This is a genomic window from Geobacillus sp. PK12 (genome assembly GCF_004123125.1).
GTDB classification, from domain to species: domain Bacteria; phylum Bacillota; class Bacilli; order Bacillales; family Anoxybacillaceae; genus Geobacillus; species Geobacillus zalihae.
Genome location: NZ_SDKL01000005.1, coordinates 81238 through 103857, shown reverse-complemented (window position 1 = coordinate 103857; position 22620 = coordinate 81238). Strand labels below are relative to the sequence as shown.

Here is a 22620-nt window from a genome sequence, read left to right as displayed (position 1 = left end):
GATAAACGATGATTGATGGAGCAAGCCGCATTGGGCTGACGATGTCTTCCGCCGTTTCGCCCCCAGCGAAGCCGGCTGAGGCGCAAAAGCAATTCGCCGCATTTTTCAAAGAGGCGCTCAACCGCGTGAACGAAGCGCAAATTCAAGCCGATGCGCTGACGGAAAAGCTCGTTCGCGGGGAGAACGTTCAGTTGCATGATGTGATGATCGCCGCGCAAAAAGCGAGCATCACGTTGCAGCTGACGCTGGAGATCCGCAACAAAGCGATCGAAGCGTATCAGGAAATGATGCGCATGCCATTGTAGCAGCAATGAATCGCAATACATACGGAAGCCGCCGCCATTGTTGCGCTATGGCGGCAGGTATTGGATCATCGGGGGAATTGTATGAGAAGGAAATGGAAAGAGTGGTGGAGCCGCGCTCGCGCGTTTTGGCAGGAACGGACAAAAAAGCAGAAATGGCTCGTGCTCACTGCGGCAGCGGCCGTGCTTTTGGCCGTTGGCGTCGGCGTCTTTTTCGCCACAAGGACGGAAATGGTGCCCCTCTACAGCAATTTGTCGCCGCAAGAAGCGGGGCAAATTAAAGCAACGCTTGACCAGCGCGGCGTTCCGGCCGAAGTGGCGGACGGCGGGACGACGATTAAAGTGCCGAAAGAGCAAGTGGACGCGCTGAAAGTCGAGCTCGCTGCGGAAGGCATCCCGAACAGTGGAGTCATTGACTATTCATTTTTCGGCCAAAACGCGAGCTTCGGCATGACGGACAATGAGTTCAATATGGTGAAGCTGAAGGCGATGCAAACGGAACTCGCCAACTTGATCAAGACGATCGACGGCGTCGAGGACGCCAAAGTCATGATCAACCTTCCGCAGCCAAGCGTATTTGTTTCCGATGGAAAAGGTGAAGCCTCGGCTTCGATCGTGCTGAAGACGAAGCCGGGCTATCAATTCAGCGACGAGCAAATTCGGGCCTTGTATCATCTCGTTGCCAAAAGTGTTCCGAATCTCTCTACAGATAATATCGTCATTATGAATCAGTTTTTTGAGTATTATGACCTAAAAAATGATGGGGAAAATTCGACAGGGGCGACATTCGCCTCACAGCAGCAAATCAAAAAGCAGATCGAGCGCGACATTCAACGCCAAGTGCAGCAACTGCTCGGCACGATGATGGGGCAGGATAAAGTCGTCGTCTCCGTGACGGCGGATGTCGACTTTACGCAGGAGAAACGAGAAGAAAATTTGGTTTCTCCAGTGGACGAGAAAACGAAGCAAGGTATTGCCGTCAGCGTTCAGCGCATTAAAGAGACGTACTCCGGGAGCGGTGCGCCGCCCGGAGGCGCCGCTGGAACAGGCGCGAACGAAGTGCCGGGCTACCAAAACGCAAACGGCGCAACAAACGGCAACTATGAACGAACCGAAGAGACGATCAACAACGAGGTAAACAAAATCAAAAAGCAAATCGTCGAAAGCCCATATAAAATCCGCGACCTAGGCATCCAAGTGATGGTCGAGCCGCCTGACCCTAATGATCCGAACTCGCTGCCGCCCGAGACGGTCAATGATATTCAAAAACTGCTAGGCACAATCGTTCGGACGTCAATTGACAAAAGCGAGGCGCAAACGCTCACGGATCAAGACATCAACAACCGCATCGTCGTTTCGGTGCAAAAATTCAACGGCAAGCCGACATTCACCCAATCGACGCCGGACCGGCCGGTGTGGTGGTGGTATGCGGCCGGCGCAGGAGCGCTGTTGCTCGTCGCCTTGCTGTTGTTCCTCTGGCTGCGCCGCCGCCGTGAAGACGAGGAAGAGGAAGAAGAACGCTTGTTTGCTCCGCCGCTTTCGACGGAGCCGGATTTGCCGGAGCCGCCGGAGACGGAGGCAGCGTTGCGCCGTCGACAGCTTGAGCGTCTGGCGAAAGAAAAGCCGGATGAGTTTGCCAAACTATTAAAAACGTGGCTATCGGAAGAGTAGGGGGAACGGCGTATGGCAAAGCGCGAACGAAAAGGCGGGCTGTCGGGCAGGCAAAAAGCAGCCATCCTGCTTATCTCCCTCGGCCCGGATGTGTCGGCCTCTGTCTATAAACATTTATCCGAGGAAGAGATCGAGAAGCTGACGCTGGAAATTTCCAACGTCCGTCAAGTGACGACGGAACAAAAAGAGGAAGTGCTTGAAGAGTTTCGACAGCTCGCCCTGGCGCAAGATTACATCGCCCAAGGCGGCATCGCCTATGCGAAAGAAGTGCTTGAAAAAGCGCTCGGCCCGGATAAGGCAATGCAGATCATCAACCGCCTGACATCAGCGCTGATGGTGCGGCCGTTTGATTTCGCCCGCAAAGCCGACCCGATGCAGCTGTTAAACTTCATCCAAAATGAACATCCACAAACGATCGCTCTGATTCTTTCGTATTTGGAGCCGGCGCAGGCAGGGCAAATTTTATCGGCGCTGCCGCAGGAAATGCAGGCGGATGTCGCCCGGCGCATCGCGCTGATGGACAGCACATCGCCGGAGATTATCAACGAAGTCGAGCAAATTTTGGAGCGGCGGCTGTCTGCGACCGTCGTGCAAGATTACACGCAAGCCGGCGGCATTGAGGCGGTCGTGGAAGTGCTGAACCAAGTCGATCGGAGCACGGAGCGGACGATTTTGGATGCCTTGGAAATCCAAGATCCGGAACTGGCCGAGGAAATCAAAAAACGGATGTTTGTCTTTGAAGATATCGTGACGCTCGATCACCGCGCCATTCAGCGCGTCATCCGCGAAGTGGATAACAATGACTTGATGCTGGCGCTTAAGGTGGCGAGCGATGAAGTGAAAGACATCGTCTTCCGCAACATGTCGACAAGAATGGCGGAGACGTTCAAAGAAGAAATGGAATATATGGGGCCAGTCCGGCTGCGTGATGTCGAGGAGGCGCAATCGCGCATCGTCGCCGTGATCCGACGTCTCGAAGAGGCTGGAGAAATCGTCATCGCGCGCGGGGGAGGAGATGATATTATTGTCTAACGTCATTAAAGCGCCAAAATTGGCGGTGCGCTCTGGGAAAAAGACGATCGTCGTGCAGCGCCATGTTTCCGATCTTCCATCGTCCGGCGACGATCGGCAACGGGAGATGGAAGCGGTCGCCGCCGCCAAGGAAGAAGCAGCCGAGCTTCGCCGCCAGGCAGAGCAATATTACGAATCGGTGCGCGAGCAGTTGGCCCGCGACAAAGAGGAATGGCAGCGTGAGAAAGAGCGCCTCATCGAGGAAGCGCGCGCCCGCGGGTATGAAGACGGCTATGCGGCTGGGCGCGAGGAGGCTTTGAGCGAGCACCGCGCGTTGATTGAGCAAGCCCGCCGCTTGGCGGAGCGAGCGAACACCGAATTTTACGCTCGCATCGAATCGACGGCTGAGGCGATGCTGGAGGTGGCGTTAAAAGCGGCCGAACGCATTCTCGGCGCCGCGCTTGAGGGCGATCGAAACGCTTTTTTGCCGCTCGTGCACCAAGCGTTGCAGGAAGTGCGCCAGCAAACGGAAGTGGCCGTTTATGTGCATCCGCACGGCTACGAAATCGTGGCAGAACAAAAAGAGCTGCTGAAATCTCTGTTTCCGCATCGCGTTGATCTATTCATCTACCCGGACGATGCGCTTCCTGAATATGGATGTGTCGTGGAGACGCCGTTTGGACGCATCGAGGCGGGCGTCGATGTACAGCTTGAGCGGCTGCGCGAGGCGCTCTACCGGCGATTGAAGGAGGGGGCGTTTTCTGAACTGGCAGGCGCTTCTTGATGAAATCAACGCTGTCGACTTGTATAAACGGTTTGGCAAAGTGTCGCGCGTCATCGGCTTGATGATGGAATCGAAAGGACCGAAAAGCTCGATTGGGGATCTTTGTTACATCCATGAACAGAGCGGATGCCGGAAAATTCCCGCCGAAGTCGTCGGCTTTCATGAACAGCACGTCTTGCTTATGCCGTTTTCCGCCACGACCCATATCGCTCCCGGCTGTTTTGTCGAAGCGACCGGCCGACCGCTTGAAGTGCACGTCGGCGATGCGCTCATTGGCATGGTTCTGGATCCGCTCGGCCAACCGCTTGACGGGAGCCCGTTGCCGCCCGGGCTGAAGCCGGTTTCGGTCGAACGCGATCCGCCCAATCCGCTCGTTCGGCCGCCGATTGTCGAACCGCTTGAAGTCGGCATCCGCGTCATCGACAGCCTGCTTGCCGTCGGCAAGGGGCAGCGCGTCGGCATTTTTGCTGGCTCGGGCGTCGGCAAAAGCACGCTCATGGGAATGATTGCCCGCCATACGTCGGCTGATGTGAACGTCATCGCCTTAATCGGCGAGCGTGGCCGCGAAGTGCGCGAGTTTTTAGAGCGCGACCTTGGCCCAGACGGCTTGGCCCGCTCGGTCGTCGTCGTCGCCACGTCCGACCAGCCGGCGCTGATGCGCGTCAAAGGCGCCTATACGGCAACGGCGATCGCCGAATATTTTCGCGACCAAGGGGCGGATGTCATGCTCATGATGGACTCGGTCACCCGCGTCGCGATGGCGCAGCGGGAGATTGGCCTTGCCGTCGGTGAGCCGCCGACGACGAAAGGCTATACGCCATCGGTCTTCGCCCTCCTGCCAAAGCTGCTTGAACGGGCTGGAACGAACGCTTCCGGCACGATCACCGCGTTTTATACGGTGCTTGTTGACGGCGATGACATGAATGAGCCGATCGCTGATGCGGTGCGCGGCATTTTGGATGGCCATTTTGTGTTGGAACGCCAGCTGGCGAACAAAGGGCATTACCCGGCGATCAACGTGCTCAAAAGCGTCAGCCGCGTCATGCCCCACATGATCAGCGCAGAGCACCGCGAAGCGGCAAACCGGTTCCGCCGCCTTCTGTCCACTTATATCGATTCGGAGGATTTGATTCAAATCGGGGCGTACAAACGGGGGTCGTCCCAAGAAATTGATGAGGCGATCGAATTTTATCCGCAAATGATGGCGTTTTGCCGCCAAAACATCGATGAAAAAACGACGCGCGCCGAAAGCATTGATAGGTTGTTGCGCTTGCTGTCGGTTCGGTGAGAAATCGCGCGCCATGTTCAGACGATGAAAGGGTGAACAAATGTGACGCCGACGTTTCGGCTGCAAAAAGTGCTGGCGATGAAAGAAAAAGAAAAAGAAAAGGCGCTTGGCGAATACGAGGAGGCGGTCCGCCGGTTTGAGCAGGCAGCCGAAACGCTTTACCGCCTGCTCAAGGAAAAAGAAGAATGCGCGGCGGCTCGGGATGAACAGCTTCAAGCCGGCCTGTCCGTTGGAGACATTCGCCTTAGGCTGCAATATATGGCGAATTTAGAGCGGATGATCGACCATTATCAGCTCGTCGTCATGCAGGCGCGCGAGCAGATGCAGCGCCGGCAGCAGCGTTTGATGGAATTGAATATCGAAGTGAAAAAATACGAAAAAATGCGCGAGCGCATGAAGCGGTGGGCCGAGCAGCTTGAGAGGGAAGCGGAACGCCGCCTGCTCGATGAAATGGCGGTTCAACGTTTTGCAAGGCAAGGAGAGGTATAGATGGCGGAGAGCAAAGTTGAACAGGAAATGCAGGCGAGTTGGTGGCAATGGCTGTTGTTTGTCATTGTCATTCCGAGTGCGTTTGCCGCCTCCTTTCTGTTGTTGATTTTAAACATTGCCGGCGTTGATGTGGCCAAGGCGGCAAAGCAGTGGACCATAAAGGCGCCGTTTGTCTCCGAGTGGATCAACTGGAGCAAAAGGGAGAAAGCTTTGCAAAAAACGATTGAAGCTCAGCAGCAGACGATCAACCAGCAAAAACGAACGATCGCCGACCAACAAAAGCAAATCAAGCAGTTGAAAAACGAATTGGCGGCAAAGGAAAAGGAAATCGCCCAGCTGTCTGCGCCAAGCGGGAAAACGGACGCTCAGGCTGAGCCTGTTGACGAGCCGGCCTTGACGGAAGAAGATGTCGTCGGCATGTATGACGCCATGTCGGAAAAACAGGCGGCGGCGATTTTAGCGGAACTGCCTGAGAGCGAAGCGCTCCGTGTACTGAGCCAGATTGACGGCGACAAAGCGGCAGCCATTTTGGAACAAATGCCGGCTGGGCAGGCGGCGAAACTGTTGGCATCGTTAAGTAAAAGGGCGATGGGGAAGGAGGCGGCCGAATGAAAGTAACGATCACAGCAAACGCGCCGCTATCGGCAGGCGCTATGGCGGTGAAAAAAGAGGCGGAAAACGCAAACGTGTTTGCGGCGTTGCTTGCTGATAAGCAACAAGAGTTATTGCCCGCTGGGGCAGAGACTAGCTTGCTTCAAGAGGAGTCGAGCAAAAACAAAGAGCCAGATTGGCAAAATGGCGGAATGGAAACGGGCGCAGCCGGACAACCATCTTCAGCGGAAAAGAAGCCGGCGCAAATCGAATCATTGTGGCTTGCCCCTTCCCTCGTGGCTGCTTGGGCTGTCGCTCCAATTTCGGCAGCTGCAGGCGCGCCGCTTTTAGCGGCGGATCAGCAGGCGGAAGGGAAAACGAGTGATCATGGGACATTTCCGTTTGTCGGTGCGATGAATGGTGAAGAAAAGATTGCCGCTCAGCCGGCGGCCGATGAAGCGGGATTGGAACGTGCGTTCATAACCGACGGACAAAAACGTGGTCATATCGATGCTGAATCGGGTTCGCCTTCCAGCGGAAAAACCGGGATGTTTCCACTGCTCCTGAGCGACGGCGACCAGCGCCCGTTCCGTGAGCAGGGAGGCAACAGGGCGGTTGTCGCGCTGCCGAACGGAGTTTCTTCTGTGCGACCGGCTGGCGAAAAAGACGTTTCGCTGCCAAAAAGGGGGGACAAGGGGCAGGGCGGCGAGGCCGCTCCTTCGTTCACTACTCCTCCTGCGCTTTTATCACCCTCCTTTTCATCTGTCGGGTTGGTCGGCGAGATGCCGGCGTCAGCTGGCGGAAGCGTCGCTGATCAAGTCGCCCACGCGCTAAGGTCGGCGCGGTGGATGAAGCTTCCAAACGGTGTCATGCAGCTTGTCATCCGTCTGCATCCGGAACATCTCGGGACGGTGACGGTGAAAATGACAGAGGAAGGTGGAAAGCTCGCCGCCAAGCTGCTCGTGGCGAACGACGCGGTGAAAGAGTTGCTCTACGCTCATTTGCCGCAGCTTGCTCAGCAGCTTGATGCGAGTTCCATCACGGTCGAAAAATGGACCGTTTGGTCGGATTATGACAGCCCCGCGATGCCGCCATATTCCGGAAACCGCCAAGGAGGGCAGCAGCAGGGCGAATCGCGGCAAAAACAAAAGCGGGAGCCATCATCTTCCTTCCCGTTTGCGCTAGACGGGATCGAAGCTGACGCATAAGGGGGAAAAGAACGAGGATGACAACGAATGCGATTGACGGGAGCTTATGGCTGACAAACGCGGTTCAGCCGGAACGGAAAACGGGCAATCAAATTTTAGGAAAAGACGATTTTCTCAAAATTTTGCTCGCTCAGCTCGAAAACCAAGACCCGCTCAATCCGATGGAAGATAAAGACTTTATCGCGCAAATGGCGAGCTTCTCTTCGCTTGAGCAAATGATGAACATCGCCAATTTGATGCAGCAATGGATGCAAGCGTCAAGCCGCGATGCGCTTTTGCGCTACAGCGAATGGATCGGCAAAACGGTGCACTGGCAAGACGGCGAGACGACGATGAGCGCCGTCGTTCAATCGGTCATGCAAAAAGACGGCCAAGTGACTCTTGGGCTTGATAACGGGACAACGATTGCCGCGGATGCGGTCGTGAAAGTCGAACAAAAAGGATAAAAAGGGGAGAGGAAACCGATGCTTCGTTCCATGTATTCCGGAATCGGCGCCATGCGCAACTTTCAAACGAAGTTGGATGTCATCGGCAACAACATTGCCAATGTCAATACGTACGGGTTTAAAAAAGGACGAACGATTTTCAAAGATTTGATGAGCCAGACGATTTCCGGCGCCAGCGCTCCTGGCACTGCCGGCCGCGGCGGGACGAATCCAAAGCAGGTCGGGCTCGGTTCGCAGCTGGCGGCGATCGACACCGTCCATACGCAAGGCAGTTTGCAAACGACCGGCCGCGTGCTCGATTTGGCCATTTCCGGCGACGGGTTTTTCGTCGTCGGCGATGCGTCCGGCAACAATCGCATGTATACGAGAGCCGGGAATTTTTATCTCGATTCGCAAGGCTATATTGTCAATGCCGATGGCCAATATTTGCTCGGTGTTGGAAATAGCCGCCTTCAAGTTCTGACAGATGCGAAAAGCTTAAGCATCGGAGCGGACGGCCAAGTGACTATTGTGAACGCATCCGGCAACTTGCAGACAATCGGCACGATTCAGCTCGCGAAATTTGCCAACAATGACGGATTAGAAAAAGCCGGCAACAACTTGTTCCGCGAAACGACCAACTCTGGAGCGCCAACGATAGGGGCGCCGGGAGCGAACGGAACCGGAACGATCGTCTCCTGCGCGCTTGAGATGTCCAACGTCGACCTTGCCGAGGAATTCACGGAGATGATCGTCGCCCAGCGCGGCTTCCAGGCGAATACGCGCATCATTACGACATCGGATGAAATTTTGCAAGAGCTTGTCAACTTGAAAAAATAGAATAGGAGGTAGGGCGTGAGCGGCGTCTTGCGCCTGTTGCCCGATGATTTCGTTAACGAAGCTCAACGGCAAACGGTTTGTGCTCAATGCGTTGTACATCGAACAAATTGAAGCGTTTCCTGATACGACCGTGACGCTGACGAACGGAAAAAAATTCGTCGTTCGCGAAACGGTCGAGCAAGTGGCGGCGCGAGCGAGCGAATTTTACCAGCAGCTTGGTGTGTTTCGCTTACCGAAAGCAGGAGGATTGGACCGTGAAAGGGAATAAAGCAATCAAAACGATGATCATTGTGCTGGCGGTCATCGCTTTGGCTGGAACGGCGGCGCTTGTCGCGGTGATGAAGATGGGGCATGCGGAAAAACAAGGGGCGCCAAGCGCTGACGAACTGGCGGAACGATCGATCGACATTCCGGAAATGACCACCAATTTAGCAGACGGACGTTATATTAAAATCTCATTTAAAATTGAAACAGACAGCGATCAAGGAAAAGAAGAGGCGGAGAAACGCGATTTTCAGATGAAAGACGTGATCATCGAGCAACTTTCGCAGATGAAAGCGGCCGACTTTAAAGGAAAAGAAGGGCTGACGGCGCTGAAAGAGAGGCTGAAGCGCGAGATCAACGGATTGATGCAAGAAGGGAGAGTGGAGAACGTCTACATTACCTCTTTTATCCTCCAGTAGCCCTGTCATTGGAAGGGGGGAAGATGAAATGACGGCCGGGGAAGTATTGTCGCAAAGCGAAATTGACGCGTTGCTCGCGGCGCTTTCTGCAGGGGAGATGAGCGCGGAGGAGCTGAAAAAAGAGGAGGAAGGCCGACGCGTCAAAACGTATGATTTTCGGCGGGCGCTCCGGTTTTCCAAAGATCAAATCCGCAGCCTGACGCGCATTCATGAAAATTTCGCCCGTCTGCTGACAACGTTTTTTTCCGCCCAGCTGCGAACATATGTGCAAATTTCGGTCGCATCGGCCGACCAAATTCCATACGAAGAATTTGTCCGCTCCATCCCAAAAATGACGATCATCAATGTCTTTGAGGTGCCGCCGCTCGGCGGGCATGTCCTTTTGGAAGTCAACCCGAACATCGCTTACGCCATGCTTGACCGGGTGATGGGCGGGCGCGGCGTCGGGATGGATAAAGTGGAGCATTTGACGGAGATTGAAACACGCATCATGTCCAATTTGTTTGACAAGGCGTTTGTCCATTGGCGCGACGCTTGGGAATCGGTGGCGGAAGTCGACCCGCTCTTTGTCGATTTTGAAGTCAATCCGCAGTTTTTGCGCATGATTGCGCCGAACGACACCGTTGTCGTCATTTCGCTCAACACGCAAATCGGCGAAGCGCGCGGCATGATGAATGTGTGCATTCCGCATGTCGTCTTGGAGCCGATTATGCCGCGGCTGTCGGTGCATTACTGGATGCAGGCGCAAAAAAAGGAGCGTTCCCCCGAGGAAGCGAAACGGATCGAACAGCGCATCCGCGCGGCAAAATTGCCGATTATCGCTGAACTGGGAACGGCGGTCATCACGGTCAATGAATTTCTTCAACTCGAGGCCGGCGATGTCATTCAGCTCGAGCAGTCGATTCATGAGCCGCTCGTGGTCAAAATCGGCCATATTCCAAAGTTTATCGGCCAGCCGGGGAAGCGGAACAAAAAGCTGGCGGTGCAAATTTTAGCGATGATCGAGGGGGACGAAGACGACCATGATGAATGATGGAATGTTGTCGCAGGATGAAATTGATGCTTTGTTGCGCGGAATGGACAGCGACGGACCTATTCCGGCGCTTCATGATCTTCTCTCTCCGCTTGAGCAGGACGCCCTTGGGGAAATCGGCAATATTTCTTTCGGCAGTTCGGCCACTGCCCTGTCGATGTTATTGAACCAAAAGGTGGAAATTACGACGCCAAGCGTGTCCATTATCGAGCGCACAAGCGTCGCGGATGAATTTCCGCAGCCATATGTCGCCATCCAAGTCAACTATACGGAAGGGCTGCTCGGGACAAACTTGTTGGTCATTAAACAGCAAGACGCGGCGATTATCGCTGATTTAATGCTTGGCGGCGACGGAACGGCGGCCGATGGTCCGCTCGGAGAGATTCAGCTGAGCGCTGTTCAAGAAGCGATGAACCAAATGATGGGTTCAGCGGCGACGTCGATGTCGACCGTCTTTGGCAAGCGGGTTGATATTTCCCCGCCGACGCTCCATCTGCTTGATTTAGCGGAAGGAAAAGGGATGGAATATTTGCCGGACGAAGACTTTTTCATTAAAGTGTCATTTCGGCTGAAAATCGGCGAGTTGATCGACTCAAGCATTATGCAGCTGTTGCCGATCGATTTCGCGAAAGAATTGGTTGCCCAATTGCTCGGCTCGCCGCTTGAGGAGCCGGGGGCAGCGGAAGTGAGCCTTAAGTCGTCGGCGGACGACCGGCCGTTTCGCGAGCCGCAGCCTGTTCCAATTGACGTTCAGGCAAACGGCGGTGCGGCCGCTTCAGAAGCGGCGAGCCGCTCGACGGATGGACCGCCGGCTGGGCGGGCGGACAAGGAGAGGGAGGGTGCAGCCGCTCGGCATATTCAAACCGCCGATTTCGTCGAGTTCGATGCCCCGCCGCTTGCGGCAACGGAGGCGCGCAATTTGGAGCTGCTGTTTGATGTGCCGCTGCAGGTGACGGTTGAACTCGGGCGGACGAAGCGGTCGGTGCAGGAAATTTTGCAGCTGTCGACTGGATCGATCATTGAGCTCGATAAACTGGCCGGCGAACCGGTCGATGTGTTTGTCAACAACAAGCTGATCGCGAAAGGCGAGGTTGTCGTCATCGATGAAAATTTCGGCGTACGCATCACGGACATCATCAGCCAAAGCGATCGGCTGACAAAGTTAAAATAAACAGGCGTTTGGGAGGTTAGGGGACATGGCAAGAGTGCTTGTCGTTGATGATGCGGCATTTATGCGCATGATGATTAAAGACATTTTGACGAAAAACGGACATGAAGTCGTCGCCGAAGCGGCCGATGGACGGCAGGCGATCGAGAAATACAAGGAAACGCGGCCCGATGTCGTGACAATGGATATTACGATGCCGGAGATGGATGGGATTGCGGCGCTCAAGGAAATTAAAAAAATCGACAGCAATGCCAAAGTCATTATGTGCTCCGCGATGGGGCAGCAGGCAATGGTGATTGATGCCATTCAAGCCGGGGCGAAAGATTTTGTGGTCAAGCCGTTCCAAGCCGACCGCGTCATCGAAGCGATCAACAAAACGATCGGGTGAGCGATCAGAGGTGGAAACGATGGCAATTTGGCGCTGGGCGGCCGTTTTGCTGGCAGCAGCCATTGCTTTGGGGCCGACGCCGGCATCGGCCGCCCAAAGCCCCACGGTCGCCGACTGTCTGCAGCATCCCGATTCATGCGGGCCGTCAGCTCCTTCCGGGCAGCAGACAAACCAAACAGCGAATCAAGCCGCTGATGCGGTTTCCGCTTCCGATGTGCTTCGGCTCATCGGCGCGACCGCCTTTGTCCTCATTCTCCTTTATGCGGTGTTAAGGTGGATGTCCCGCCGTCAGTCGTTTGTTTCAAGCCAAAAGGGCGTCATCGAGCATCTCGGCGGGACGAGCGTCGGGACGAACCGCTCTGTACAGCTCATTAAAGTCGGCCGTCGGCTGCTCGTCATCGGTGTCGGTGATTCGATTCAGCTTCTGAAAGAAATTGAAGACGAACAAGAAATGAATGAACTGTTGGAGCAACATCGCGCACGGTTGGAGCGAATGGCGGAGTTGGGCCGGCTTGGCTCCTTCCTTCGAGGCGAGTGGACGGGGAAATCAAAGCGGAAAAACGGTTTGCCGCCGTCGTTTTCGGCGCTGTTGGCGGAGGAGATGAAGCAAATGGCCGAAAAGCGAAACGAGTGGCTCAATCGGTTGAAGAAGAAAGGGACGGCGGACGATGAGTGAATTTGTCCATATGTTTGATTCGATGGCTCCCGAGCACGTGTCGACAGCGGTGAAGCTTCTTCTGTTGCTCACCGTGTTGTCGATCGCACCCGGCATTCTCATTATGATGACATGTTTTACCCGCATCGTCATCGTTTTGTCGTTTGTGCGCACGGCGCTCGGCACACAGCAGATGCCGCCGAACCAAGTGCTCGTCGGGCTCGCCTTGTTTTTAACGTTTTTCATTATGGCGCCGACTTGGAAAGACATCAACGATCAGGCATTGCAGCCGCTGTTTGCCGACAAAATTGACTTGGAGGAGGCGTATGAACGGGCGGCTGTTCCGCTGAAGCAGTTTATGAGCCAATACACCAGGCAGGAAGATTTGGCGCTGTTTTTATCATACAGCGGCGCCAAACAGCCGAAAACGGTCAACGACATCCCGATGACCGCGCTCGTGCCGGCGTTTGCCATCAGTGAGTTGAAAACGGCGTTTCAAATGGGCTTTATGATTTTTATTCCGTTTTTAGTCATCGACATGATCGTCGCCAGCGTCTTAATGTCGATGGGGATGATGATGCTGCCGCCCGTGATGATTTCGCTGCCGTTTAAAATTTTATTGTTTGTCCTTGTTGATGGCTGGCATTTGGTCGTCAAATCATTGTTGCAAAGTTTTCAATAAAGATAGGTGGCGTTTATGAGTGCCGATTTCATCATCCGCCTTGCTGAACAAGGCGTGTATATCGTGCTTGTCGTCTGCGGGCCGCTCTTGTTGTTGTCCCTTGCCGTCGGGCTTGTCGTCAGCATTTTCCAGGCGGCGACGCAAATTCAAGAGCAGACGCTCGCGTTTGTGCCGAAAATCGTCGCCGTCTTGCTTGGACTTGTGTTTTTTGGGCCGTGGATGCTCTCGAAAATGGTGTCGTACGCGCACGATATTTTCAACAATCTTGCTTCGTTTATAGGCTGATCGGCGATGGAACAAGCATGGACTTATTTTCCGGCGTTTTTGCTCGTCTTTGTCCGCGCCGCTTCGTTTTTCGCGGCGATGCCGTTGTTTTCCTATCGGACCGTGCCGGCTTCGTATAAAGCCGGATTGGCGTTTTTGTTCAGCTGGCTGTTGTTTTTGGCGATGCCCAAACCGGTGTTGGCGCTTGACGGTGTGTATGTATTGCTTGTCGTAAAAGAAGCGCTCGTCGGATTGGCGCTCGGGCTGCTGGCAGCGATCCTCATGGCGGCGATGCAAATCGCCGGCGGCTTGATCGATTTTCAAATCGGGTTTGCCATCGCCAACGTCATCGACCCGCAAACTGGAGCGCAAAGCCCGCTGCTTGGCGAATATCTTCATTTGCTCGCCCTGCTGCTTTTGCTCGCTCTCGATGGCCACCATTTGCTGCTTGACGGCATGTTTTACAGCTATCATTGGTTGCCGCTTGACCGCCTGCCGCACGTTGCTGACGGTCGGGCGGTGGAATACGCGGTGCGGGCGTTTGCTGCGATGTTCGCCGCCGCTTTCCAAATGGCGGCCCCGCTTGTCGGATCGCTCTTTTTAGTCGACGTGGCGCTTGGCATCATCGCCCGCGCGGTGCCGCAAATGAACATTTTTGCGGTCGGCTTTTCCGCCAAAACGGCAGCGGCGTTTTTGCTCCTGTTGGCGGGGATTGGGACGATATTGCTTGCGGCGCGCAGTGTATTTCACTTCATGTTTGCCTCGTTGCGCGAGTTGATGCGGCTGTTGGGGGGCGGATAAGATGGGCGAGTGGCGGCTCGATTTGCAATTTTTCGCTGGGGAAAAAACGGAAAAGGCGACGCCTCGCAAACGGCAAGAAGTGCGGGAAAAAGGACAGGTGGCCAAAAGCGGTGATGTCGTCTCCGCTTCCGTGTTGCTTGCTTCATTTCTTGCTTTGTCCTTGGCGGGGGCGTACGAGCGGGACGGTCTGCTGCGGTTGTTCGCCCGCGCCTTGTCCGATTCTGCCTCCCCTTCGTTGACGGTTGACTCGCTTCACCGGCTGTTTCTTGACTGGCTTTCCCATGCATCCTTGCTTTTGGCGCCGCTGTTCGCCGCCGCAGTGCTGGCGGCTGGGTTGGCCAACTTTTTGCAAATCGGCGCCTTGTTCACCGTTGAACCGTTAAAAATGGATGGGAACCGCCTCAATCCCGTGCAAGGAATGAAACGGCTGTTTTCGTTGCGCGCCTTGGTCGAGCTGTTGAAATCCGTGTTAAAAGCTGGAATCATCGGTGCGGTCGTGTTTGCGGCGCTGTTGGCCGAACGAAGCGAGCTTGCGGCGCTCGTTTCCAAGACGCCGGGTGAGGCTTTGACTGTCGTCGGCGGCTTGACGGTGAAAATGGGGCTGTACGCCGCGGGGGCGCTCTTGTTTTTAGCGCTGTTTGATTACTTGTATCAGCGGTTTGAATTTGAAAAAAGCATCCGCATGTCCAAACAGGACATTAAAGATGAATACAAAAAGACGGAAGGCGATCCACTCATCAAATCGCGCATCAAGCAAAAACAGCGTGAGATGGCGATGAGGCGGATGATGCAGGAAGTGCCGAACGCGGATGTCGTCATTACCAACCCGACGCATTACGCCGTTGCCCTCAAGTATGAAGACGGCAAGATGGAAGCGCCAGTCGTCGTCGCGAAAGGGGCGGATTATATGGCGTTGAAAATCAAGGAAGTGGCGAAAACCCATGGCGTCGTGACGGTCGAAAATCGCCCGCTTGCGCAGGCGCTCTACCGCCAGACGGAAGTCGGCGACATGATTCCAGAGGCGTTTTTTAAGGCAGTGGCGGAAATTTTGGCGTACGTCTATCGGCTCAAAGGAAACGTGTAGCAACAAGGAGAGAAAACCATGCAAGCGCAAATCAAAGATTTATCCGTATTGTTTCTTGTCGTGCTCATCGTCGCCATGCTCGTCATCCCGCTGCAGACATGGCTGTTGAGCGTCTTGATCATCATCAATATTTCCCTTGCCTTGCTTGTATTGCTGACGGCGATGAACACGAAAGAGCCGCTTGAGTTTTCCATTTTTCCGTCATTGCTTTTAGTGCTGACGCTGTTTCGGCTCGGGCTGAATGTGTCAACCACCCGCTCGATTTTAAGCAAAGGGGAGGCGGGCGGCGTCGTTGAAACGTTCGGAACGTTCGTCGTTGGCGGCGATGTTGTCGTTGGGTTTGTCGTGTTTTTGATTTTGGTCATCATCCAGTTTGTTGTCATCACCAAAGGGGCGGAGCGCGTCTCGGAAGTGGCGGCCCGCTTTACGCTCGATGCGATGCCCGGCAAACAGATGAGCATTGACGCCGATTTGAACGCCGGCATGATTTCGGAGCAAGAAGCCCGAAAGCGGCGGGAAAAAGTGGCGCAAGAAGCCGACTTTTACGGAGCGATGGACGGGGCAAGCAAATTTGTGAAAGGCGACGCCATCGCCGGCATCATTATCGTCGTCATCAACATGTTGTTTGGCATGGTGATCGGCGTTGTGGAGAAAGGAATGGATATAGGGGAGGCGGCAAAGCGCTACACGCTTTTGACGGTCGGCGACGGCATCGTCAGCCAAATTCCGGCGCTGTTGATTTCCACGGCGACCGGCATCATCGTCACCCGGGCGGCGTCGGACAGCAACTTGAGCGGCGATATTATGCGCCAGCTGTTCGCGTTTCCGAAAATGTTGTACGTCACGGCAGGAACGATTTTCCTGCTCGGCTTGTTTACGCCGATCAACGACTTGTTGACGATGCCGATTGCCGGGCTGCTGGCGCTTGGCGGCTACCGATTTATCGAGCGGCAAAAGCAAGAAGAAGCGGCATTGGCCGCTCCGGAAGAGGAGGCGGCGGCCGCCGACGAATTGAAAAGCCCGGAAAGCGTCATCCAACTGCTGCATATTGATCCGATTGAATTTGAGTTCGGCTATGCGCTCATTCCGCTCGCTGATGCCAATCAAGGCGGGGATTTGCTTGACCGGATCGTCATGATTCGCCGTCAGCTCGCGCTCGAGCTTGGCATTGTCATCCCGGTTGTGCGCATTCGCGACAACATCCAGTTGCAGCCGAATGAATACCGGATCAAAGTGAAAGGAGAGGAAGTGGCGCGCGGCGAGCTGCTGCTTGACCATTATTTGGCGATGAGCCCCGGAGTTGACGATGATTCGATTGATGGCATTGACACCATCGAGCCGGCGTTTGGTCTGCCGGCGAAATGGATTTCCGAGACCGTCAAAGACCGGGCGGAAATGCTTGGCTATACAGTCGTCGACCCGCCATCGGTCGTCTCGACACACTTAACGGAGGTGCTGAAAGCCCATGCCCACGAACTGCTGGGGCGTCAGGAAACAAAACAGCTGATCGATCATTTAAAAGAATCGTATCCGGTGCTTGTCGACGATGTGACGCCGAATCCGTTGTCTGTCGGCGACGTGCAAAAAGTGCTCGCCAAGCTGCTGAAAGAGAAAGTGTCGATCCGCAACTTGCCGCTCATTTTTGAGGCGCTTGCCGATTTTGCCCGCCTGACCAGCGACACCGATTTGTTGACGGAATACGTCCGCCAAGCGTTGGCGCGGCAAATCACCTCGCAGTACGCCGTGCCGGGCGAGCCGCTGCGCGTCATTACGCTGTCGGGCAGGGCGGAAAAAACGATCGCCGACGCCGTGCAGCAAACCGAACACGGCCGCTATTTGGCGCTCGAGCCGGCGCGGGCGCAGGCATTTGTGGAAGCGGTCGCCGCGGCGCTTGAACGCTATCCGTTCGCCGGCCAGACGCCGATTTTGCTCTGCTCCCCGGCGGTGCGCATGTACGTCCGACAGCTGACCGAGCGCCATTTTCCGACTGTTCCGGTGCTGTCGTACAACGAGCTTGAAACGGATGTCGAAGTTCAAAGCGTGGGGATGGTGGAAATCGAATGAAAGTGAAAAAATTTGTCGCCCCGTCCATGAACGAAGCGATGAAAATGGTTCGCGCCGAACTTGGCCGCGACGCCGTCATTTTGCACTCGAAAGTCGTGCAGACCGGCGGATTTTTCGGTCTGTTTGCGAAAAAAAAGATCGAAGTGTTGGCCGGCGTTGATCCGGATCCACTGCCGCTGCGTCAGCCGGATGCCGCCGCGTCTTTGACGCGTCAGCCGGATGCCGCCGCGTCTTTGACGCGTCAGCCGAGTGCCGCCGCGTCTTTGACGCGTCAGCTGAGTGCTGCTGCGTCCTTTGCCCCTTTGCCGGCGGCCGAGCGGGAGGAAGACGGCTCGCTTGCCCGTGAGATCGAGGAAGTCAAGGCGCTCATCCGTCAGTTCAACGCCCGCTCGTCTTCGCTTTTGTATCCTCCACCGCTTGCGGAAGCGGAACGGCGCCTCGTTCGGCAAGGGATGGCGGATGTGTACGTCCGCCAAGTGATGGATCGCCTGCTTGAACGGTGGTATGCCGACAAAGACGGCCGGTCGCCCGCTGCGGTCTCCGCCTGGACGAAAGAAGCGGTGCGCGATCTATTGTCGACGCTTCCGTTTGTCAAAACGGCGGAGCAAAAAAAGTATATGATTTTGCTTGGTCCGACCGGGGTTGGAAAAACGACGACGCTCGCCAAAATGGCAGGGCGCGCCGTCCTCGAGCAAGGGAAAAAAGTCGGGTTCATCACGGCCGACACGTACCGGATCGCCGCCATCGACCAACTGAAGACGTATGCCGACATTTTGCACGCTCCGTTGGAAGTATGCTACAATGCCGACGATTTTCGGACGGCGAAGCGGAAATTGGCCGGCTGCGATCTCGTGTTCGTCGATACGGCTGGCCGCAACTTCCGCAATCCGCAATACGTGGATGAACTGCAGCAAACGCTCGAGTTTGACAGCGAAACGGAAACGTTTCTTGTATTCGCCGCCACGGGAAAGTATGACGATATGAAAACGATTTACAACCACTTTTCCCACCTGCCGATCGATCGGCTGATCGTGACGAAGCTCGATGAGACGGACTCGTTTGGAACGATCGTCAATGTGTTGCTTGACAGCCGGCTTGCCGCCGCCTATTTCACGAACGGGCAAAATGTGCCGGACGACATGGTGGAAGCGTCCGCAGACCGGCTCGTTCATCTGCTGTTTGGGGCGGAGCGATGGTGAGCGATCAAGCAGAACGGCTGCGCTATGAGCTGGGCCGCCGGCTGACGCCGGCGGCGGGGCCGCGGACCATCGCGGTGACGAGCGGGAAAGGCGGAGTCGGCAAGTCAAACCTTTCGCTCAATTTTTCGCTGTCGCTCTCGAAGCTCGGGTTTCGCGTCTTGCTGCTTGATATGGACATCGGCATGGGCAACATCGACATTTTGCTCGGCCAGTCGTCGCCAATGACGCTTTCGGATTGGTTTTCCGCGCGGTTGCCGCTTTCCGAGCTGGTAAAAAGCGGACCGGAGCATCTATCGTATATTGCTGGGGGGACGGGCGCCGCGCAATGGTTGAGTGTCGATCGATCCGCTATCGACTATTTGTTGGCCGAGCTGCAGACGGTGGCGTCGCGATATGATTATCTCATTTTCGATATGGGGGCGGGTGCCTCAGAAGAACGATTGTATTTTTTAAAGTCCGTCGACGATGTGTTTATTGTCACGACGCCGGAGCCGACCGCGATGATGGATGCGTACGCCATGATGAAATATATGCACACCGCCGGCAGCGAGGCTCCGTTTTCCGTCATCGTCAACCGCGCCGGCAGCGAGCGGGAAGGATATGGCGTCTTTTCGCGCCTGCAGCATGCCGCCAGTCGGTTTTTCCATAAAGACATCGCCTTGCTTGGCGTCGTTCCTGAAGACCGGACTGTGGCGCGCTGTGTCGTCCGGCAAACGCCGTTTGTTCTCTTTGATCCGGCGGCGAAGGCGAGCCGGGCAGTGCGTCAAATGGCGTGCCGCTATGCGGCGGGAGGAGAAAAAGAGCCGGAGCGGGCTCCCCGCTTTTTTGCGAAGCTGCGTCAACTTTTGCTAGAAAGGTAGAGACGGAACATGAAGACGATCAAGGTGCTTGTCGTCGATGACTCGGCGTTTATGCGCAAATGGATCAGTGATTTTTTGTCCGAGCATCCGCGCCTCGAAGTCATCGGAACAGCTCGCAACGGCCGGGAGGCGCTCGAGAAAATCGCTGCCCTAAGGCCGGATGTCGTGACGCTTGATGTGGAAATGCCGGTCATGAACGGGCTCGAAACGTTGCAGCGCATCATGCGGGATCATCCCGTGCCGGTCGTCATGGTGTCAAGCACGACGACCGAAGGGGCGGAAAACACGATCGCCGCCATGCAGTACGGGGCGGTCGACTTTGTCGCCAAGCCGTCCGGACCGATTTCGCTCGATTTGTACAAAGTGAAAGACGAGCTGATTGGCAAAGTGCTGCACGCGAGCGAAGCGAACGTGGCTGCCTTGACTGCTCCGCGCCGCCAACGTCCGTCTTGGCGCCCATCGTTCAAAGCGGCGGCGCGCCCGCAACAGGCCATCGTTGCGATCGGCACTTCCACCGGCGGCCCGCGTGCGCTCGAGACGGTGCTGACGCAGCTTCCGCCCGATCTAGCCGCTCCGGTCGTCGCTGTCCAGCATATGCCCAAAGGGTTTACGGCGTCGCTCGCCAATCGGCTTGATGCGCTTGCCGCGATCACGGTCAAGGAGGCGGAAGACGGGGAAGTGCTGCAAAATGGCACCGCCTATATCGCGCCAGGCGGCGTCCATCTCATCGTTCGTGAAGAAGGCGGCGCGCTTAAAGCCCGTTTCGACGAATCGCCGCCGCGCGCCGGCCATCGTCCGGCTGTTGACGTATTATTTGAGTCGCTTGCTGCCATTCGCCGCTGTCGGAAAATCGCGGTGATTATGACCGGCATGGGAAGCGACGGAACAGTAGGGTTGAAAATCCTGAAGGAAAGCGGGAACACAAAAGCGATCGCGGAAGCGCGCGAGACAGCCGTTGTCTTTGGGATGCCAAGAGCGGCGATCGAGGCTGGCGTCGTTGATGTCATCGCACCGCTTGACAGCATCGCCGCTGCCATCGTCCAATCGATCGGGGAGTGAGGGGGAAACGGCATGGACATGAGCCAATATTTGGATTTATTTATTGATGAAAGCAAAGAGCATTTGCAGGCGATCAACGAGCGGCTGTTGGAACTTGAAAAAACGCCGGAGGACATGTCTGTGGTGAATGATATTTTCCGTTCGGCCCATACGTTGAAAGGCATGTCCGCCACGATGGGGTTTGAAGATTTGGCCAATTTGACGCACCAAATGGAAAACGTGCTCGATGGCATACGCAATCGGCGGCTTTCCGTTACCCCGGAATTGCTTGACGTCATTTTTGAGGCCGTCGACCATTTGGAGGCGATGATCAGTTCCATCGCTGCAGGCGGCGACGGAACGCGCGATGTAAGGAGAACAGTCGAACAGCTGAAACGAATCGAGCAAGGGGAGATGCCCAACAAGCAGGCAGCAAGGGAAGAACCGCCCCTTGAACATGCGTATGGGGAATTTGAATACCATGTGCTCGAGCAGGCGAAGGAGCAGGGATTTTCCGTCTACGAAATCCGCGTTCGGCTTCGCGATGACTGCTTGTTGAAAGCAGCGCGCGTCTATATGGTGTTTGAACAGCTGAATGAAGTCGGAGAAATTGTGAAAGCAACGCCGCCGGTCGAGATGCTGGAGGAAGAACAGTTTGACCGGGAGTTTCTCGTTACGGTCGTATCCAAAGCGCCAGCCGATGAGTTGCAAAAGCGGCTGATGGGCATTTCGGAAATTGATGACGTCAAGGTGTCTAGGCTATCGAGCGATGAACCGTCGGCAGAAAGTGAGAAAGCGGCTGCGCCCCAACAACCGGCCGCTATGGAGCAGGCCGCGGCCGTTCAAGCCGAAGCAGAGGCGCCGGAAAAACAAACAGTAAAACAGGCGACGAAAACGATCCGCGTCAACATTGAACGGCTCGATCGGTTGATGAACTTATTTGAAGAATTGGTTGTTGATCGCGGTCGGCTTGAGCAAATTTCCCGCGAGCTGAACCATGCCGAATTGACGGAAACGGTCGAGCGGATGTCTCGCATCTCGAGCGATTTGCAGACGATCATTTTAAATATGCGCATGGTGCCGGTCGAAACGGTGTTCAACCGCTTTCCGCGCATGGTGCGCCAACTCGCCCGCGAGCTCGGCAAAAAGGTGCGTCTTGACATCATCGGCGCGGATACCGAGCTTGACCGGACGGTGATCGATGAAATCGGCGACCCGCTTGTCCATTTGATCCGCAATGCGCTCGACCACGGCATCGAAGCGCCGGACGTCCGGGCGGCGCGCGGAAAGCCAGAAGAAGGGATCATTCAATTGCGAGCGTACCATAGCGGCAACCATGTCTTTATTGAAATCGAAGATGACGGCGCCGGCATTTCCCGGGAGAAGGTGCTGCAAAAGGCGAAAAGCCGCGGCATTGTCTCGCCGCAGGCGGCGGAGCATTTGAACGATCAGCAAATTTACGAGCTTATTTTCGCTCCCGGCTTTTCGACCGCTGAAAAAGTTTCGGACATTTCCGGCCGCGGCGTCGGTTTGGATGTCGTCAAAAGCACGATTGAATCGCTCGGCGGCACCGTTTCGGTCGATTCGCAGCCTGGAAAAGGGTCGCTCTTTTCCATTCAGCTGCCGCTCACATTGTCGATCATTTCGGTGTTGCTCGTTCAAATCGCTGAGGAAACGTACGCGATTCCGCTGTCATCGATCATTGAGACGGCGCTGGTGAAAAAAGAAGAGATTTTTTCCGCCCACAACCAGCCGGTCATCGATTTTCGCGGCAAAATTGTGCCGCTCGTCCGCCTGAAAGACGTCTTTGCTGTTCCCGGAGCGGCCGATGACGGAGATGCGGTGGCGGTCGTGATCGTCCGGAAAGGAGAAAAACTGGCGGCGCTGGCGGTTGACTCGTTTATCGGGCAGCAAGAAGTCGTGTTGAAATCGCTTGGAAACTATTTATCTTCCGTTTTTGCCATCTCGGGGGCGACGATTTTAGGAGACGGCCGAGTGGCGCTGATTATCGACTGCAACGCGCTCGTGAAGTAGGGGGCGGCCGTGTCGGTGCGAGGGAGACTATAGTGTTGATCTGCCGTTTTCAGTGGCA

Annotated in this window: 25 protein-coding genes; all 25 read left to right on the top strand. The window is 55.6% G+C overall.

The features are described from left to right. The first annotated feature begins 8 nt into the window (after positions 1-8). The 25 genes from fliE to ETR37_RS03565 all read left to right on the top strand — a co-directional run bounded on the left by fliE (position 9) and on the right by ETR37_RS03565 (position 22562). Positions 9-305 carry a flagellar hook-basal body complex protein FliE gene (gene fliE / locus ETR37_RS03685; RefSeq protein WP_011230718.1) on the top strand — a complete coding sequence of 99 codons (297 nt, stop codon included), beginning with the start codon at positions 9-11 and terminating at the stop codon, positions 303-305. 81 nt (positions 306-386) lie between these two features. Continuing rightward, the gene (gene fliF, locus ETR37_RS03680) at positions 387-1973 is read left to right on the top strand and encodes a flagellar basal-body MS-ring/collar protein FliF (protein ID WP_015374406.1); all 1587 of its coding nucleotides are present in this window, start codon (positions 387-389) and stop codon (positions 1971-1973) included. Positions 1974-1985: 12 nt separating this feature from the next. After that, on the top strand, positions 1986-3005 hold the full coding sequence (gene fliG, locus ETR37_RS03675; protein WP_015374407.1) for a flagellar motor switch protein FliG: 1020 nt from the start codon (positions 1986-1988) through the stop codon (positions 3003-3005). Then, positions 2989-3768 (top strand): flagellar assembly protein FliH, encoded by a 780-nt coding sequence (fliH, locus tag ETR37_RS03670; protein WP_015374408.1) that lies wholly within the window; start codon positions 2989-2991, stop codon positions 3766-3768. Before fliG ends, fliH begins: the two co-directional genes overlap by 17 nt. Beyond that, positions 3746-5056: a flagellar protein export ATPase FliI gene (gene fliI / locus ETR37_RS03665; protein ID WP_081132402.1), complete on the top strand. Its 1311-nt coding sequence runs from the start codon at positions 3746-3748 to the stop codon at positions 5054-5056. Before fliH ends, fliI begins: the two co-directional genes overlap by 23 nt. A gap of 42 nt (positions 5057-5098) precedes the next feature. After that, positions 5099-5545 carry a flagellar export protein FliJ gene (fliJ, locus tag ETR37_RS03660; RefSeq protein WP_014195451.1) on the top strand — a complete coding sequence of 149 codons (447 nt, stop codon included), beginning with the start codon at positions 5099-5101 and terminating at the stop codon, positions 5543-5545. Continuing rightward, on the top strand, positions 5546-6157 hold the full coding sequence (locus ETR37_RS03655) for a MotE family protein (protein WP_015374410.1): 612 nt from the start codon (positions 5546-5548) through the stop codon (positions 6155-6157). Then, complete coding sequence (locus tag ETR37_RS03650; RefSeq protein ID WP_081132400.1) at positions 6154-7344, top strand: flagellar hook-length control protein FliK; 1191 nt, start codon at positions 6154-6156, stop codon at positions 7342-7344. Before ETR37_RS03655 ends, ETR37_RS03650 begins: the two co-directional genes overlap by 4 nt. A gap of 17 nt (positions 7345-7361) precedes the next feature. Further along, complete coding sequence (flgD, locus tag ETR37_RS03645; protein WP_014195454.1) at positions 7362-7790, top strand: flagellar hook assembly protein FlgD; 429 nt, start codon at positions 7362-7364, stop codon at positions 7788-7790. 18 nt (positions 7791-7808) lie between these two features. Then, positions 7809-8609: a flagellar basal body rod protein FlgG gene (gene flgG, locus ETR37_RS03640; RefSeq protein ID WP_081212545.1), complete on the top strand. Its 801-nt coding sequence runs from the start codon at positions 7809-7811 to the stop codon at positions 8607-8609. 43 nt (positions 8610-8652) lie between these two features. After that, complete coding sequence (locus ETR37_RS03635; RefSeq protein ID WP_014195456.1) at positions 8653-8877, top strand: flagellar FlbD family protein; 225 nt, start codon at positions 8653-8655, stop codon at positions 8875-8877. Continuing rightward, positions 8864-9292, top strand: coding sequence for a flagellar basal body-associated protein FliL (fliL, locus tag ETR37_RS03630; RefSeq protein ID WP_011230729.1), 429 nt, complete (start codon positions 8864-8866; stop codon positions 9290-9292). The genes ETR37_RS03635 and fliL overlap by 14 nt, the downstream gene beginning before the upstream one ends. Positions 9293-9320: 28 nt before the next feature. Continuing rightward, positions 9321-10325, top strand: coding sequence for a flagellar motor switch protein FliM (fliM, locus tag ETR37_RS03625; RefSeq protein ID WP_011230730.1), 1005 nt, complete (start codon positions 9321-9323; stop codon positions 10323-10325). Continuing rightward, positions 10315-11496: a flagellar motor switch phosphatase FliY gene (gene fliY, locus ETR37_RS03620; RefSeq protein WP_020754640.1), complete on the top strand. Its 1182-nt coding sequence runs from the start codon at positions 10315-10317 to the stop codon at positions 11494-11496. The genes fliM and fliY overlap by 11 nt, the downstream gene beginning before the upstream one ends. A 25-nt stretch (positions 11497-11521) precedes the next feature. Continuing rightward, the gene (locus tag ETR37_RS03615) at positions 11522-11881 is read left to right on the top strand and encodes a response regulator (protein ID WP_013145750.1); all 360 of its coding nucleotides are present in this window, start codon (positions 11522-11524) and stop codon (positions 11879-11881) included. 19 nt (positions 11882-11900) lie between these two features. Beyond that, complete coding sequence (gene fliZ / locus ETR37_RS03610; RefSeq protein ID WP_015374413.1) at positions 11901-12557, top strand: flagella biosynthesis regulatory protein FliZ; 657 nt, start codon at positions 11901-11903, stop codon at positions 12555-12557. Then, positions 12550-13218, top strand: a complete 669-nt coding sequence (gene fliP, locus ETR37_RS03605) for a flagellar type III secretion system pore protein FliP (RefSeq protein WP_020754637.1) — start codon at positions 12550-12552, stop codon at positions 13216-13218. Before fliZ ends, fliP begins: the two co-directional genes overlap by 8 nt. A gap of 15 nt (positions 13219-13233) precedes the next feature. Continuing rightward, complete coding sequence (fliQ, locus tag ETR37_RS03600; RefSeq protein WP_011230735.1) at positions 13234-13503, top strand: flagellar biosynthesis protein FliQ; 270 nt, start codon at positions 13234-13236, stop codon at positions 13501-13503. Positions 13504-13509: 6 nt separating this feature from the next. Further along, positions 13510-14283, top strand: a complete 774-nt coding sequence (fliR, locus tag ETR37_RS03595) for a flagellar biosynthetic protein FliR (protein WP_013523405.1) — start codon at positions 13510-13512, stop codon at positions 14281-14283. A gap of 1 nt (position 14284) precedes the next feature. Continuing rightward, positions 14285-15367: a flagellar biosynthesis protein FlhB gene (gene flhB, locus ETR37_RS03590; protein ID WP_013523406.1), complete on the top strand. Its 1083-nt coding sequence runs from the start codon at positions 14285-14287 to the stop codon at positions 15365-15367. An 18-nt stretch (positions 15368-15385) separates the two neighbouring features. After that, positions 15386-17431, top strand: coding sequence for a flagellar biosynthesis protein FlhA (gene flhA / locus ETR37_RS03585; protein WP_015374415.1), 2046 nt, complete (start codon positions 15386-15388; stop codon positions 17429-17431). After that, positions 17428-18630, top strand: a complete 1203-nt coding sequence (flhF, locus tag ETR37_RS03580) for a flagellar biosynthesis GTPase FlhF (RefSeq protein WP_060787824.1) — start codon at positions 17428-17430, stop codon at positions 18628-18630. Before flhA ends, flhF begins: the two co-directional genes overlap by 4 nt. Beyond that, positions 18624-19490: a MinD/ParA family protein gene (locus ETR37_RS03575; RefSeq protein WP_060787823.1), complete on the top strand. Its 867-nt coding sequence runs from the start codon at positions 18624-18626 to the stop codon at positions 19488-19490. The genes flhF and ETR37_RS03575 overlap by 7 nt, the downstream gene beginning before the upstream one ends. Before the next feature lie 9 nt (positions 19491-19499). Then, complete coding sequence (locus ETR37_RS03570) at positions 19500-20549, top strand: protein-glutamate methylesterase/protein-glutamine glutaminase (RefSeq protein ID WP_015374418.1); 1050 nt, start codon at positions 19500-19502, stop codon at positions 20547-20549. 12 nt (positions 20550-20561) lie between these two features. Next, positions 20562-22562, top strand: a complete 2001-nt coding sequence (locus ETR37_RS03565) for a chemotaxis protein CheA (RefSeq protein WP_015374419.1) — start codon at positions 20562-20564, stop codon at positions 22560-22562. Positions 22563-22620: the final 58 nt, after the last annotated feature.